The 14,038-nt window shown below is 69.6% G+C and carries 15 protein-coding genes and 1 pseudogene; 8 read left to right on the top strand and 8 right to left on the bottom strand.

What is annotated here, in order from left to right:
- Positions 1-53 precede the first annotated feature (53 nt).
- A complete protein-coding gene (locus F9C12_RS21440; protein WP_409461622.1) occupies positions 54-902 on the top strand; it encodes an SAM-dependent methyltransferase in 849 nt (282 codons plus the stop codon).
- A gap of 144 nt (positions 903-1,046) precedes the next feature.
- Here F9C12_RS21440 and F9C12_RS21435 read toward each other — a convergent pair whose 3' ends face one another.
- Positions 1,047-1,283, bottom strand: a complete 237-nt coding sequence (locus F9C12_RS21435) for a hypothetical protein (protein WP_409461621.1) — start codon at positions 1,281-1,283, stop codon at positions 1,047-1,049.
- A 482-nt stretch (positions 1,284-1,765) separates the two neighbouring features.
- Here F9C12_RS21435 and F9C12_RS21430 point away from each other — a divergent pair, with 482 nt between their 5' ends.
- On the top strand, positions 1,766-2,026 hold the full coding sequence (locus F9C12_RS21430; RefSeq protein WP_409183671.1) for a DUF397 domain-containing protein: 261 nt from the start codon (positions 1,766-1,768) through the stop codon (positions 2,024-2,026).
- Positions 2,027-2,195: 169 nt separating this feature from the next.
- Positions 2,196-3,635: an amidase gene (locus tag F9C12_RS21425; protein WP_409461620.1), complete on the top strand. Its 1,440-nt coding sequence runs from the start codon at positions 2,196-2,198 to the stop codon at positions 3,633-3,635.
- On the opposite strand, the gene F9C12_RS21420 is transcribed toward F9C12_RS21425, so the two are convergent.
- Complete coding sequence (locus tag F9C12_RS21420; protein WP_409461619.1) at positions 3,594-4,451, bottom strand: alpha/beta fold hydrolase; 858 nt, start codon at positions 4,449-4,451, stop codon at positions 3,594-3,596. The two genes, F9C12_RS21425 and F9C12_RS21420, sit on opposite strands and share 42 nt — an antisense overlap.
- Positions 4,452-4,496: 45 nt before the next feature.
- Here F9C12_RS21420 and F9C12_RS21415 point away from each other — a divergent pair, with 45 nt between their 5' ends.
- Positions 4,497-5,042, top strand: a complete 546-nt coding sequence (locus F9C12_RS21415) for a CGNR zinc finger domain-containing protein (protein ID WP_409461618.1) — start codon at positions 4,497-4,499, stop codon at positions 5,040-5,042.
- Between the two features lie 336 nt (positions 5,043-5,378).
- Here the strand turns inward: F9C12_RS21415 and F9C12_RS21410 are convergent.
- The 3 genes and pseudogenes from F9C12_RS21410 to F9C12_RS21400 all read right to left on the bottom strand — a co-directional run.
- Positions 5,379-5,498: pseudogene (locus F9C12_RS21410) on the bottom strand (oxygenase MpaB family protein); the annotation flags it as partial.
- 391 nt (positions 5,499-5,889) lie between these two features.
- Entirely contained in the window at positions 5,890-6,468 is a 579-nt protein-coding gene (locus F9C12_RS21405) for a TetR/AcrR family transcriptional regulator (protein WP_409183667.1), read from the bottom strand.
- A complete protein-coding gene (locus F9C12_RS21400) occupies positions 6,435-7,811 on the bottom strand; it encodes an amidase (protein WP_409461617.1) in 1,377 nt (458 codons plus the stop codon). Before F9C12_RS21400 ends, F9C12_RS21405 begins: the two co-directional genes overlap by 34 nt.
- 221 nt (positions 7,812-8,032) lie before the next feature.
- On the opposite strand from F9C12_RS21400, the gene F9C12_RS21395 reads away from it, so the two are divergent.
- Positions 8,033-9,061, top strand: coding sequence for a D-cysteine desulfhydrase family protein (locus F9C12_RS21395; RefSeq protein WP_409461616.1), 1,029 nt, complete (start codon positions 8,033-8,035; stop codon positions 9,059-9,061).
- On the opposite strand, the gene F9C12_RS21390 is transcribed toward F9C12_RS21395, so the two are convergent.
- Positions 9,039-9,722 carry a DUF998 domain-containing protein gene (locus F9C12_RS21390; protein ID WP_409183664.1) on the bottom strand — a complete coding sequence of 228 codons (684 nt, stop codon included), beginning with the start codon at positions 9,720-9,722 and terminating at the stop codon, positions 9,039-9,041. The genes F9C12_RS21395 and F9C12_RS21390 overlap by 23 nt on opposite strands.
- 59 nt (positions 9,723-9,781) lie before the next feature.
- On the bottom strand, positions 9,782-10,546 hold the full coding sequence (locus tag F9C12_RS21385) for a protein phosphatase 2C domain-containing protein (RefSeq protein WP_409461615.1): 765 nt from the start codon (positions 10,544-10,546) through the stop codon (positions 9,782-9,784).
- 372 nt (positions 10,547-10,918) lie between these two features.
- Here F9C12_RS21385 and F9C12_RS21380 point away from each other — a divergent pair, with 372 nt between their 5' ends.
- Positions 10,919-11,128: a hypothetical protein gene (locus F9C12_RS21380; RefSeq protein WP_009071860.1), complete on the top strand. Its 210-nt coding sequence runs from the start codon at positions 10,919-10,921 to the stop codon at positions 11,126-11,128.
- Positions 11,128-11,661: a Clp protease N-terminal domain-containing protein gene (locus F9C12_RS21375; RefSeq protein ID WP_409183662.1), complete on the top strand. Its 534-nt coding sequence runs from the start codon at positions 11,128-11,130 to the stop codon at positions 11,659-11,661. Before F9C12_RS21380 ends, F9C12_RS21375 begins: the two co-directional genes overlap by 1 nt.
- Here the strand turns inward: F9C12_RS21375 and F9C12_RS21370 are convergent.
- Complete coding sequence (locus tag F9C12_RS21370) at positions 11,658-12,299, bottom strand: YczE/YyaS/YitT family protein (RefSeq protein WP_409461614.1); 642 nt, start codon at positions 12,297-12,299, stop codon at positions 11,658-11,660. The two genes, F9C12_RS21375 and F9C12_RS21370, sit on opposite strands and share 4 nt — an antisense overlap.
- Before the next feature lie 61 nt (positions 12,300-12,360).
- Between F9C12_RS21370 and F9C12_RS21365 the strand changes: the two genes are divergently transcribed.
- Positions 12,361-13,800, top strand: a complete 1,440-nt coding sequence (locus F9C12_RS21365) for a PLP-dependent aminotransferase family protein (RefSeq protein WP_409183660.1) — start codon at positions 12,361-12,363, stop codon at positions 13,798-13,800.
- Positions 13,801-14,038: the final 238 nt, after the last annotated feature.

The following is a 14,038-nucleotide window of genomic DNA, read 5'->3' as shown; positions in this document are numbered from 1 at the left end:
GCGCGCGGCCGCGGCGAGTCGGCACACTGGTATCCGCACGGAAGGGGAAGCTGATGACTCAGGCACCGGATCCGGAAGCCCCGGAGGGCGTCGACCTCGATCGGCCGAACGCGGCGCGGATTTACGACTGGTTCCTCGGCGGCACCGCGAACTGGGCGATCGACCGCGAGTTCGGCGAACGCGCGGTCCAGACCTTTCCGATGATCAAGACCATCGCCAGGGCCGGCCGCGAGTTCCTCGGCCGCGGCGTGCGGTACATGGCGCAGCAGGGCATCGACCAGTTCCTCGACATCGGCTCCGGCGTGCCCACGGTCGGCAACGTGCACGAGATCGCCACGTCGGTGAACCCGAACGCGCGCTGTGTCTATGTCGACAACGAACCGGTGGCCGTCGCGCATTCGCAGATCCTGCTGGAACGCGAGGGCGTCGCCGACCGGCACGCGGTGCTCCAGGGCGACCTGCGCGACCCGGCCGACATCTGGCCGCGCGCGCTCGACACCGGCGTCCTCGACCCGAAGCGCCCGATCGGGCTGATCATGGTCGGAGTGCTGTACTTCATCAGCCGCGACGAGCCGGCGCTGGAGATCGTGCGGAAGTACCTGTCGCTGCTGCCTTCCGGCTCGTACTTCCTGTCCTCGCACCTGACCGACGACGGCGTGCCGACGAGCGACGGCGAAAGCCGCGAGGCGATCCACAAGCAGTACCAGCAGTCGAGCACGCCGTTCCACTTCCGCTCGCGGGCGGAGTTCGCGGAGTTCTTCTCCGGACTGGAACTGGTGGAGCCGGGGATCGCGTGGGTGTCGGACTGGCATCCGGAGGCGGGCGAATCGAGCGCCGGCGACCGGATGGCGGACGATCCCTCGTTCAGCGGCGGGATTTGCGCTCTGGGCCGCAAGCCTTGACTCTCGCTCGCCGGCTCCCGGGCCGCGCGACCCGTGGTCTGGACCGGTGGAGGTGGTCTGGACCTGCCAGCGGTTCAGGGTGCGGATACGAAAACGCTCCCCGGCAACGGACTTCCGGGGAGCGTGGACGATGCGGACTGCGGCTCAGCCGAGCCCGTGAAGCAGCGGTACTCGTGTCTCGCGACGGTGGCGGGTGCTGTGGACGGTGTCCGCTTGGCGCGGAGCCGGTACTTCGATCTCGGTGTCCACAACCATCGGGCTGCGCAGCGGGGCCTGGATCAGGCTGAACCCGAACCGGTTGCGCAATTCGTGATTGATCCCACGCCGGCCGCGAGTGTGTTCGTCCTCACGGCGGAAAAGCGTGGTGAGCCGTACGGCCATGGGATCACACCCCCAGTTCGGATAACGGGAACCGGCGCGGGTCGGCACCGGCCGGATCGGGGTGGTTCGCGCTCGGCGGGTCAACGCCGGGCACCAGGGAAACCGCTCCGTTGCGGCGTCTCCGCAGGGTCGTCACAGCACCTGGACCAGCGCCGATTCCGGCGAGGCTGGCGGATGGGCTCGCCGGTCCGAACGGGTCGGCTCGCATCCGCACTCCTCCCCGTTGTCTCGCGGCTGTTCCGCCGCCCGGGCCGGGTGCCCGGGCCGGTGCTGCCGGTGTTGGGCTGAATGTCGCAAGCCATTCACCCACCACTGACGCCCCGATCGCTGCGATTAATCCTACTCCTGGAATAATCTTCATGTCGAGATCGGGTCGAGTTGATCACCCGCTTGGCCCTGCGGTTTGCTCCGTAGTGACGCAAAGAAGCCGGGGACGTGCACCAGAACGCACGCCCTGCACAAGGCTCGGAGGTGGACGACCCATGGCGGATTATCCGTCGCCCCAGGATTACGACCCGGACACGGCGGAGTCGCTGTTCGCGGCCGCGGCCTGGGCGAAGTCGTTCGCCAGCGAACCCAACGGCGGCAACTGCGTCGAGGTCAACCTCTCCCGTCCCGGCCTGATCGGCGTGCGCGACACGAAGCTCGCGGCGAGCCCCGTGCTGGTCTTCGACCGCGGCGAGTGGGACGCCTTCCTCGTCGCGGTCAAGGCCGGCCAGTTCGACCTGCCGCCGAGCGACTAGTCCACCACGACGAGGTCTCGGCGGAGAGCGATTCGCAAACAGTCACTCGATCGGGTGGACTGCGGATTCGCTCTGGTCACCGTGGGTGCCGGGGGTTGTGGGCGCAATGTCGGTTTGGCGAGGGTTGCCAGCTGAGTAGGTTGGGCGGCCCGACCCCACGGAGCGAGCCATGAACCCACTCCACTACCTCTCCGCAGGCGAAGCACTGCACCTTTTCCGGACCCGGCAGCTGTCGCCAGTAGAGGTGATGCGCGCGGTGGTGGAACGGGCGGAGCGGGTCGAGCCGGACGTCAACGCGTTCGCCGAGCAGATGTTCGAGCAGGCGCTGCGGGCGGCGGCCGGCGCGGAGAAGCAGTACGGCCCGGGCGGCCAGCCGAGGCCGCTCGAAGGACTGCCGATCGCGGCGAAGGAAGAACAGCCCCTGGCCGGGCATCCAGTCACCGAAGGCACCCTGCTGCGTCCGCCTCGGACGGCGCGGGAGACCGCGATCGGCCTCGGCCGGATCCAGGCCGCCGGCGGCATTCTGCACGCTCGCACGACGACGTCCGAGTTCTGCTGCATGCCGTTGTCGCACACGCGACGCTGGGGAATCACGCGCAATCCGTGGAACCTCGAGACCGCGGCGGGCGGCTCGTCCGGTGGTTCGGGCGCGGCGCTGGCGGCCGGAACCGCCTTCCTGGCCACCGGATCGGACATCGGTGGCTCGCTCCGCGCGCCCGCGTCCTTCACCGGCGTGGTCGGGTTCAAACCGCCGCACGGCCGCAACCCGGTGCTCCCGCCCGCCGGACTGGACACCTACTACCACCACGGCCCGATGGCCCGGACCGTCGCCGATTGCGCGCTCCTGCAGAACGTCATGGCGGGCGAGGACCCGCGCGATCCGCACTCGCGGCTTCCCGCGGCGCGGATCGAATTCGGCGACGTGCGCGGGCTTCGCGTCGCGTGCTGCCCGGTGCCCGGCGATTTTCCGGTGGACTCGGAGGTCGCCGCCAATACCCGTGCCGTCGCGCAGGCGCTGGAGTCGGCCGGTGCGGTGGTGACCGAGATCGAGCTCGACTGGACGCTCGACCTGGTCAAACAGGCTCTGTGGGCGCACTTCGGGACCGGTTTGGCCGCCGAGGTGCTCGAACTGGACCGGCTGAACCCGGGCGTCATCACGCCGTACTGCCAGGCTTTCGCGCGCAAGGGGGTCGAGAACATTGTGGACGCTGAGACTGGCCATGCGGTCGAAGCGGCGATCCGCGAACGCCTTGACGCGGTGTTCGCGCGCTTCGACGCACTCGTCGTGCCGACCCTCGGTGCCACTGCTTTCGAGGCTGGCGAGGATTACCTTTCCGCGCAGGTTGTGGTGAATGGTGTTGCGCTGGAACACTTTTCGGACGCTTCGCTCACTCCGGCGTTCAACGTGTGCAGCGAACATCCGGTGCTCGCCGTGCCTTCCGGTTGGGCGAGCAACGGCGTGCCGACCGGGGTCCAGGTCGTCGCGGGCAAGTACGAGGACGGCACGGCTTTCCGCGTCGGCGCGGCGATCGAGCAGACTGTCGGTGCGGGTTTCGCGCGGATTCCGTTAACCGGCCAGGAATTCCCGCAGATGCGCTACGACCTGTGAGGGTTGTTCCTCGGGCAGGAAGTGTCCGCATTCTTCGAGACCGATTCCGGTGACGTCGTCCGCGTAGTCGCGCCAGATTTCGTGCGTGGGCAGGCTGCCGAGCAGACCGGCCTTGCCCCACATCGCCAGCACTGGCTGGGTGAGGCGTTTTCCGGCGGCGTAATCGGCGTCGTCCAGTTCGGCGTCGTCGGGGAACGAAGCGCGGTAGTCGTCGAAACCGGCTCGGAGCGCGCCGGGGGCTTCGAAGGCGCGTACGTACTCGGCGACGTCTTCGGCGGGCAGCCCGTGCCGTTGGAAGGTCCAGCGCTCGAAGAAGTATCCGAGGTAGGCGGCGATGTTCTGGCCCGCCAGCAGTTCCGGCAGGTCTGGCTGGAGGTGGAAAAGCCAGTGCCAGTAAGCCTTCCCGAGGTCCTTGTCGAGGCGACGCCACATCTCCCGGGTCGGCGCGATGTCCAGCACGGCCAGCCGTTCGACCTGGTCCGGACGGTCGAGCGCCCACCGGTGCGCGACCCGTCCGCCGCGATCGTGCCCCGCGACCGCGACCCGGTCGAACCCGAGCTGCTCGGCCAGCTTCGCGACGTCGGCGGCCATCGTGCGCTTGTCGTAGCCGGTGCGGGGTTTGTCGGTGCGCCCGTATCCGCGCAGGTCGGGAGCGATCACGGTATGCGTCTCGGTCAACGGCCCGGCGACACGGCGCCAGCAGTGCGACGTCTGCGGCCAGCCGTGCAGGAGGAAGAGCGGCGGACCGTCGCCGCCGCGGAGGTAGTGCATGCGCAGGTCGCCTACCTGCGCCATCGCTGATTCTAACCGGCTCATGGGGTTAGACGGTAGCGTGGGTTCTCACCGGTTTCAATGGTTAGAATGAGCGACATGGAGTGGGTGTTCCACGCCGGACGGCCGTGTCTGCACCTGGTGAACACGGTGCGCTCCCGGCATCTCCCGGAGGGCATCGAGCTGCTCACCGGCCCGGACGCGCTCGCGGAATGGCTCGACCTCGCCGGGTTCGGCCGCCTGCCGGTGACCGCCGCCCAGGTGGCTTCGGCGAAGGAGTTGCGCGAGGCGGTGAACCGGCTGCTGACCGCCAAACCGCTGGCCGCCGACGTTCGCCTGGTCAACGACGCGCTCGAGGCCGTCCCGAAACCCGACCGGCTGCTGCTGAAAGACGGCGTACTGCGGCGAGAAGCACAGGTGCCGACAGATCCGGTGGCGACGGCATTCGCCGTGCTAGCCGCGGACGCGGTCGACGTCGCGACCGGAGCGGAGGATGTCCGGATCTGCGCGGCGGATGACTGTGGCTTGCGATTTGTCGACACCTCGCCCCGCCGGACGCGCCAGTGGTGCTCGATGTCCCGCTGCGGGAACCGGGCGAAGGCGCGGGCGCATTACGAACGGACGAAGAACCGGTAAGCCCGCGGGTGTTCGCGCAGCCGCCCGTTCAGCTTGCTGCCCACTCGCATGGGGCGGTGGGCACGAGACTTTCCCCAAGCCGCGGTCGCTGTGGACAACCCGGCCGTAGTGGGCGGGGTTGTCGGTGGGGGCGGATATACTGGACAAGGGCCGTCCCCCGGAGAGGGTGGGGGCTGCGTTGGCGGGGCGAAGGGGAACGTCCCGCGTGCGGATCAGGAACAGCTGCCCGGTCGAATGTCCTTTTTGGAGCTTCGACCAGCGGAGGTTCGACATACTGGAGAACGGTTTCCGGACGGTGTCAATGGTCTCGAACAACGTGCTGATCGTCTCGTTCGGACCGAACCCGGCGATCATCGCGCGGTAATAGCGTTCGAATTCCGGCCAGGTCGGCGGCAGATCCCGTTCTCGCGCGCCGAGGATCCGGCCGATGCCGCATATTTGCGCGGTGCCTGCCATCCTCGCGGTCGGGAGATCGCCGTCCGGAAGATGCGCGCCGAGCGCGGGTTCGTAGCGCAGAGCACCGCGCTGCTGGCTGAACAGGTGCACTGCGAGGATCCAGCCGCCGGAGGCCCTGAGCGCGTAGCACTCGTCAAGCTCCGAAGTGGACATTGGTCGGCCGAAGAACCGTTGTGCGCCAACGGGGACCATGACCAGCGTAGCGTGCACCGTACGCGCCAGGATTGAACGAGCGGTGCGATTTCCGCAACCGCTCGGCCCCCGCTTGCGCACCTTTTGTCATCCCGCACCCCAGCCACCACCACTGGATGCGCGACCTGCAGCACGAGTCGAGTAGCAGGTCGCCGAAGTAACGCCCGCCGCCCTGCCGCGGACGACCGGCGGGGCCGCCTTAGCCGCGCGCGCCATGCAGCAGCATCATCAACGGCTCAGCAGCCGGAACGTCCGTGCCGGTCGCGAGCCGCCGCAATTGCAGTCCGGCGATCAGTGCGACCACCGGTCCGGCCACTCGCTGCGGGTCCGGCAGGCCTAGCGCGGTGAGAATCGTGATGGCCAATTCGTCATACGCCGCAAAGCATTTCGCGGAAGCCTCGTGCAATCCGGGGTCTCGCGCGGCTTGCAGGTACAGCTCGTGCGGCGCGAGTTCGTCCGTGCCGAACGGCAGCTGCTTGATCACGTGCTCGACGACGGTCGCGGCTTGTTCGAGGCTCAGCCCCTGCTCTCGGTACGTCTCGACAATCCCCGCCAGTTTCGCCGTTTCCTCCTCGGCGAACAGCAGCATCGCCTCGCGCAGCAGCTCGGTCTGGCTCGGGAAGTGATATGTGAGCGTGCCGAGCGAAACCCCGGCCGCGGCGACGATGCGCCGGTTGGTGAGTCCGCCGACGCCCTGCTCGCCGACCACTTTCAGGGTGGCGCGGAGGATCGCGTCGCGAGTGGTCACCACCCCGGCGCGGGGCGTCGGTCCGGCCATCGCAGCACCTCTTCCAGTTGCGCGGCAACCGAAATGAGCCGCTCCTCGGAATGCGACGGGCCGAGCAGCTGGGCGCCGAGCGGCAACCCGTCCGCGGTCAGTCCGGCGGGCACGTTCACCCCGGGCCAGCCCAGCACGTTCCACGGCCAAGCGTACGGGCACGCGGCGATCATCGTCTGATCGGTCTGCCAGCCGGAAAGCCCGTCGAACGACCCGATCGCGGGCGGCGGGGTGGCGGTGGTCGGCGTGAGCAGGACGTCGATGTCGCCGAACACTCCGCCGATCCGGCGACGCAGCACCGGTTCGAGCGAGCGGGCGAGTTTCAGCGCGGGTCCGGCGAGCAGGCCGCCTTGCTGGGCGTTGCTGCGCGTGCGCGGGTCGAGCGCGGACGGTTCCGGCACGCGCCGGGCCCAATCCCGCACGCCGGTGAGCGACCGCGGCAGGAAGGTGAGGCCGATCAGGCCGTATCCGGGTTCGACTGGGACGATCTCGTGCCCCAGCCCGGCGAGCGTTTCGGCGGTCTGCCGCACCGCCGCCTCGACTACTGGGTCGAGCCTGGTTTTGGTGGCGGTGAAGGGAATCCGGGTGGAGAGACCGATGCGCAGCCGCCCGGGTTCGCGCCGCGCCGCGCGCTGGAACGACGTGCCGGTGCCCGCGGTGACGTCGAGCAGCGCGGCCGCGTCGGCGACCGTCCGGGCGAGCGGGCCGAGCACGGTGAGGCCGTGGAACAGTTCGCCGTCGGTCGGGATCCGGCCGCGCTGGGTCTTGATCCCGACGAGCCCGGTCCACGCCGCCGGGATGCGCACCGAACCGGCCCCGTCCGACCCGAGCGCGGCGGCCACGATCCCGGCCGCCACCGCCGCGGCCGACCCGCCCGACGACCCGCCCGGCGTGTGCGCGGGCTGCCACGGATTGCGCGTCGCGCCGAAGGCCTGCCCCTCAGTGAACGGCCATTGCCCCAGCTCAGGCGTGTTGGTCTTGCCGATGATGACCGCGCCGGCCTGCTTGAGCCGCGCGACCGCGGGCGCGTCCGCCGTCGCCGCCGGAAACTCGCCCGGACAGCCGAACGCGGTCGGCAGCCCGATGAGGTCGACGTCGTCCTTGATCGCGACCGGCATCCCGAGCAACGGCGCGCGATCGCCCTCGGCCCGACGCTGATCAGCCGCGGCGGCCTCGGCGAGCGCGGCTTCGTCGCGCAGCACCCGGAACGCGTTGAGCACCGGCTGGCTGGCGTGCGCCCGGGCGAGCGCGAGTTCGGTGAGCTGCACGGCCGTGACGTCGCCGGACTCGAGCGCGGCGGCCTGGTCGGCAAAGGTCGTGAACTCTGTCGTCGCGGAAGGCATCGGCGGCTCCCCGTTCTCTCGTTCGCTCGAACGAACGTAGCACGACGACGGCTGGGAAGCACCCCTGACGACGGCCGCTCGCGGTGGTGCTCGATGAGTGCCGGGGAAGCTATTCGCCGCCCGCTGGGGTCGACCGGGAAGCCAAAGCCGCGAACCCGGCCACCGCTGGGGAAAGCCACCTAAACTGCACGTCACCAGCCCGGCCAGCGTACGGAGGATCGATGACGTTCGACTTCGCCCGGTTCCCCTCCCTCGACGGCTTTCCCCGCGCCGGTCTGCACCACGGGCCGACGCCGCTGGTCCCGGTGCCGCGGCTGGGCGAAGCGCTCGGCATTCCTCGGCTGCTGCTCAAGCGCGACGACGTCCATCCGCTCGGCGTCGGCGGCAACAAGCTGCGCAAACTCGACTTCCACCTCGGCGCGGCGCTCGCCGACGGGGCCGACACCGTGCTCACCTTCGGCGCGGTGCAGACCAACCACGGCCGCCAGACCGCCGCAGCGTGCGCGAAGCTCGGGTTGCGTTGCGAGCTGGTGCTGACCGCCGAAGTGCCGCGTTCCGGCGATGCGTACGAGCGGTCCGGCAACGTCCCGCTCGACCATCTCTTCGGCGCGCGGGTGCACATCTGTGCGTCCGACGCTGAAGCGGCCGCGACCTACGAACGATTGCTCGCCGAAGCTGCGGACGAGGGCCGGAAAACCAGGACGGTCCCAGTCGGTGGGTCCGACCCACTCGGCGTTCTCGGCTATGTGGATGCCGCTCGCGAGCTGGCGGTCCAGCTGGCCGACCTCGGCCTGGACCGTGCCCGAATCGTCGGTCCACATGCCAGCGGGGCCACGGCGGCCGGACTCGCGCTCGGTACGGAGCTGCTCGGTTCGCTGGACCTGGACATCGCCTGCGTCAGCCACCCGCTCAACGAGGCTGTGGACAACTTGACCCACCTCACCGCCGGCGCCGCGCAGTTGCTTGGGTTCGACCCACCGAAGCTGGAGCACGTCTGGCTCAACGACACGACGATCGGCGAGGGGTACGGCATTCCGGCGTCCGGGACCTGGGAAGCGATCCGGTTGTTCGGCCGCACGGAAGGCGTGGTGCTCGACCCGGTCTACACCGGAAAAGCCGCCGCCGCCCTGGTGGAATGGGCGGCGGCGGGACGGTACTCGCCCGAGGAGACCGTGGTGTTCGTCCACACGGGAGGGCTTCCCGGATTGTTCGGTTACGCGCCCGAATTCATGACCGAGGCGCAGAAGTAACGAGCACCGCGGCGCGGGCGGTTTCGGTCCGCACCGCGATGCGGAGCAGGACCAGCAGCAGCGCGACGTTCGCGATCAGCGTGAGCCGCTGCGTCGCGCCGACCGGCAGCACCTCGGTGAGCACGTGGAACGGCTGCACCCCGGCTTCGTCGAGGCGGACGAACAGGAAGCTCAGCGCGAACAGCCCGACCGCGGCGAGGCCGAACTTCAGCCAGCGCACCACGAACACGCGCTCCGCCGTGCCGCGCAACGGTTCCAGCATCGTGATCGCCGCGCTGGGCAGGCTCGCGAACGCGATCAGGCACGAGTACAGGTGGATGTCGCCGCTGAGCGGATTCGGGCTTTGCGGGTAGCTGGCCGGAAAAATCGCGGCGACCGCCAGTCCGAGCGCCCACAGCATGAGCAAAGCCTTGGTGCTGAACGTCATCGGCACGCCGCCGGCGATCAGCGCGCCGAGCACCGCGAGAGACCCGACGGCCACCGACAGCACGCTCGCCCCCAGCATGCCCTCCCCGCGGTCGGTGATCGTGTAGCTCGAAAGCGTGTCGTAGATCGGATCGTGCGAGCTGATGATGTGCAGCACAATGATCGTGAACAGCCCCCAGGCGATCGCAGCGAGTGCGGTCAGGCGCCATCCCCGGACGCCTCGTGAGTTCACCATGTAGCCAGATTGGCGGTTCCGCGGCGTTTCGTGATCAGGGAAAACCCCTGATTCAGCCCCTACCCGGTGAAATCGGCGAGGACGAGCACCTGGTCGTCGTGCCGTTTGGCGCGCGGCCAGCGGACCGCGTGCGGGTCGCCGTTTTCCGCGGCGCGTACTGCGTCGAGCACTGCTTCGGGGCCCTTGTTTTTGGCTAGCTGCAGGACTTCTTGCCAGGTGAAGAGGCCGTATTCGTCAACTCCGATCGCGACGCCGTCGGTGGCGATGAGGACTGCGTCGACGTCCTCGCGGGGCCAGCTGCGGCGGACTGCTTGGTGGGCGGCGGAGGGGTCGGCTTCGGCTACCCAGAAGCCGTCTTCGGCGTTGCGCCGGCGGCGGACGTCTTTGCCGGTTTGCAGGAGGCCGTTGGTGCGCAGGGAGAGGAGGCGGTCGTCGGAGACCACGTCGGTGCCGAAGTGTCCAAACGCGACTATCGGGCTGTCGGCGAGGACCAGGGCTTCGATCGTGGTGTCGTTCCAGCGGAGGATGGAGACGGTGCTGGAGGGGGAGTTGCCTGGGGTCAGGGCGTGGGTTTTGGCTACGGCGGTGATCGCGGTTGCCAGGGCTTGGCTTAGGTCTTGGGTCGGGTGGGTGGTGAGTTCTTCGGCCAGTTGGTCGCGGAGGAGGTGGGCGTACCAGCCGCCTGGGGGGAGGGCTGGGGTGGGGGAGGTGGCTCCGTCCAGGACCAGGATGGAGTGGTCCAGGAGGGCGATGTGATCTTCGGTGGGGCGGGGGTGGCCGTCGGAACCGACACCGGCTCGCTCGGCGGTCGAAATCTCGGGCACTGGTCGACTGTAGCTCGGGGGGTGTTTTCGGGCGGCTCGTCGCCCTGGGGGGCGACCTTGCCGATGAGTGGTTGCGTGAGGCACCCCGAAGCCCGATTGTGCTGACGGTTCGGGGGTGCTTGTCAAGGCGGGAAAGATGCCTTGACAAGCACCCCCGAACCGCAGGGAGGCTTCGTATCGGGGTGCGGGGGAGGGGCTGGGTGCCTCGCTGTTTGGGTGCACTGGCTGCGGTTGACGGGTGGGGCTTGCGCCCAATGCGGCCTTGAGGTGCATGCGGGGCGGTGTGGTGGGTCGTGAGGGGAACCGTGGGGCTCGCGGGCGGTGGCGTCAACTTGGGTTGACAATGGCGGGGTGTCAACCTATGTTGACACTATGACGGAAGCGACGGATTTGGCCGCTCGCGCTGGTGACCGGGATCCCCGGGTGGGGCTTCGGGCGGTGGCTGCGCTTAGGCGGTTGCTTGAGCAACTGGAGGCGGTGCAGGTGCGCAGCGCTCGGATGCACGGCTGGTCTTGGCAGGACATCGCGGCCGAGCTGGGGGTCAGTCGGCAGGCCGTGCACAAGAAATACGGGAGGCATTGATGTTCGAGAAGTTCACTCATGACGCCCGGAGAGCGGTTGTCGAAGCGCAGGCCGCTGCGCAGGAGGCGGGGGCGCGCGAGATTTCCGCGGAGGCTGTTTTCGCTGGGCTCGCGCGGATCGAGAACGGCGAGGCCGTGCGGTTGCTGCAAGCCCTCGGGGTCTCGCGCGAGGACGTCTTCGCTGAGCTTGCCCGGGTGCGCCGCCGGGGTGGGATCAGTGACGCCGATGCCGAGGCGCTCATCGAGTTGGGCATCGACGTTGATCAGATTGTCGAGCGGGTCGAGCAGACGCACGGGCCGGGCGCGCTCGCGCAGGCCAGTCGGCCTGCGAAGCGCACTCATTTGCCGTTCACCGAGGACGCGAAGAACGCGTTGCAGATGAGCGTGCGCGAGGCGCATGATCTCGGCGACAAGCATCTCGGGCAGGAGCATTTGCTGCTCGCGCTGGTGAAACAGCGCGGTCCAGTCGCCGATTTCCTCGCCGCGCGCGGGATCGATTATCCGGCGGTCCGGCAGGCCGTCGGCAAGCGTTAATGCTGTTCTCGCTCGTGTGCCCCGGTGCGCCACGTGACCAGGGGGAGCAGGGCCTGGGTCAGCGGGCCGATGCTGAGGGCGTACAGGACGGTTCCCACGCCGACCGTGCCGCCGAGCAGCCAGCCCGCTGCCAGGACCAGCACCTCGATGCCGGTCCGGACCAGGCGGACGGACCAGCCGGTCCGGGCGTGCAGGCCGGTCATCAGGCCGTCTCGCGGGCCGGGGCCAAGGCGGGTGCCGACGTACACCGCGGTCGCCAGAGCGTTCAGTACTACGCCGCCCACCAGCATCAGGATCTGCCAGACCAGTACGTGCTGGTCCGGCAGCACGGCACGCACCGCGTCGACGGTCACCGCGATCACCACCACGTTCGCGACCGTGCCGATGCCGGGGCGCTGCCGTAGCGGGATCCACAGCAGCAGCACGAACACCGACGCGATCGCGGTGACCGTGCCGAAGCTCAGGCCGGTGATCTTGGTGAGGCCCTCGTGCAGCACGTCCCACGGGTCGAGGCCCAGGTGGGCGCGGGTGAGCATGGCCATGCTCGCGCCGTAGAGCGCGAGGCCGGCGATCAGCTGGACACCCCGGCGCGCGGGGGCTCGGCGAAGACTGAGGGGACTGAGGTCGGTAACTGCCACTTCTCCACTATTGGCCACAGCTGGCCTGATCAACCATGGCCAATACGCGATAATTGGCCTTATGGAACCTCTCGGTGGACGCATTTCGGGACGGCGATTGGCCACCTTGCTGGGGGAATGGCGGCAGCGTGGCTCCCGCCAAGGTGCGTCCGACCTCGCCGCGGCGGTCGAGTTGCACGTGCTCGACGGGCAGCTGCCGATCGGGACCCGGCTGCCCGCCGAGCGCGAACTCGCCGACGCGCTCGGCGTCAGCCGCACGCTCATCGGCGCGGCGCTCGACCGGCTGCGCGCGGACGGTCTCGTCGCCAGCCGGCGCGGAGCTGGGTCGTGGGTGGCTGGCGTCGGGCACCGCGACGAGGCCGACGCGGTTCGCGACGACCTTCTCGACCTCGCGCGAGCCGCTCCGCCCGCGGTGCCCGGGCTGATGGCCGCGTTCGACACCGCGCGCCGGGATCTGGCCGAGTACGTCAGCGGCAACGGATATCTCACCGGTGGCCTGCCTCGGCTGCGTGAGCGGATCGCCGAGCGCTACACCGCGCGCGGCCTGCCGACCTCGCCGGACCAGGTGCTGGTGACGTCCGGCGCGTACTCCGCTTTCGTGCTCTGCCTGCGGATGCTGGCCGGGCCCGGCGACCGCGTGCTGCTCGAACAGCCGACGTATCCGAACGCCATCGACGCCGTCCGCGCGACGCACGCGCTGCCGGTGCCGGTCGCGCTCGATCCGGTGCACGGCTGGGATTTGCCCGGGATCGAGGCCGCGCTGCGCCAGGCCGCGCCCCGGTTCGGCTACCTCGTGGTGGACTTCCAGAACCCGACCGGTCTCCGCCTCGACGCGGCGGGCCGGGAACGGCTCGGCGGCCTGCTCGCCCGGACCCGGACGCCGGTCGTGGTCGACGAATCGTTGGTGGAACTGGATTACGAGGGCGATCCGGTCGACGGCCCGCCGCCGCTGGCCGCGTTCGGCGGGGATCTGGTGCTGAGCGTCGGATCGGCGGCGAAATCGCAGTGGGGCGGGTTGCGGCTGGGCTGGATCCGGGCCTCGACGGACCTGCTGGACCGGTTGCAGTCGTCGCGGTTCGCGGTCGATCTCGGCGCGCCGGTGTTCGACCAGCTCGTGCTGGCGGCGCTGCTGGAACCGGAGGGCTACGAGGTGCTCGCCCGGCGTCGTGCGGAATTCCGGGAGCAGCGGGACATCACGGTCGCGGCACTGCGCAAGTACTGTCCAGAGTGGACATTCGAGGTGCCGTCCGGCGGCTTGTCGGTGTGGTGCCGGTTGCCGGAGCCGATGAGCACGCGGCTGGCGGTGTCGGCGGCGAACCACGGGGTGCAGCTGGCGCCCGGGTCGAGGTTCGGAGTGCACGGCGGAATGGAGCGCTGGCTGCGGCTGCCGTTCGGGCTGCCGCGCGAGCAGTTGCCGGAGGCGGTGCGGCGGGTGAGCGCGGCGGCGGCTTCGGTGCGCGGCTGCGCGGATGTGCCCGCGGAGCGGATTCCGGTGACGTAGCGCGGTTTTCTTCCCCAAAAGTGAACAGCCGGTGCACCGGATGGGATCCAGCCACTCCAGGGAGGGTGGCGGTCACCTGTCCGGCGCACCGGCCGATCGTCCGAGGCGCTTCCCGGCACAGCCCCTCGAAGTGCCGGGAAGCGCCCTCGGTTCAGGCGGGCTTCGGTTGGCGCAGGCCCTCGCTCGGCGCGGTGAGCGAAAGCCTCCGGAGCACGCCCGTGGTGGGTCCCGGCGCCGC

The sequence above is a fragment of the Amycolatopsis sp. GA6-003 genome (genome assembly GCF_046267895.1).
Classification (GTDB): Bacteria; Actinomycetota; Actinomycetes; order Mycobacteriales; family Pseudonocardiaceae; genus Amycolatopsis.
This window is presented reverse-complemented; position numbering and strand designations above follow the sequence as displayed.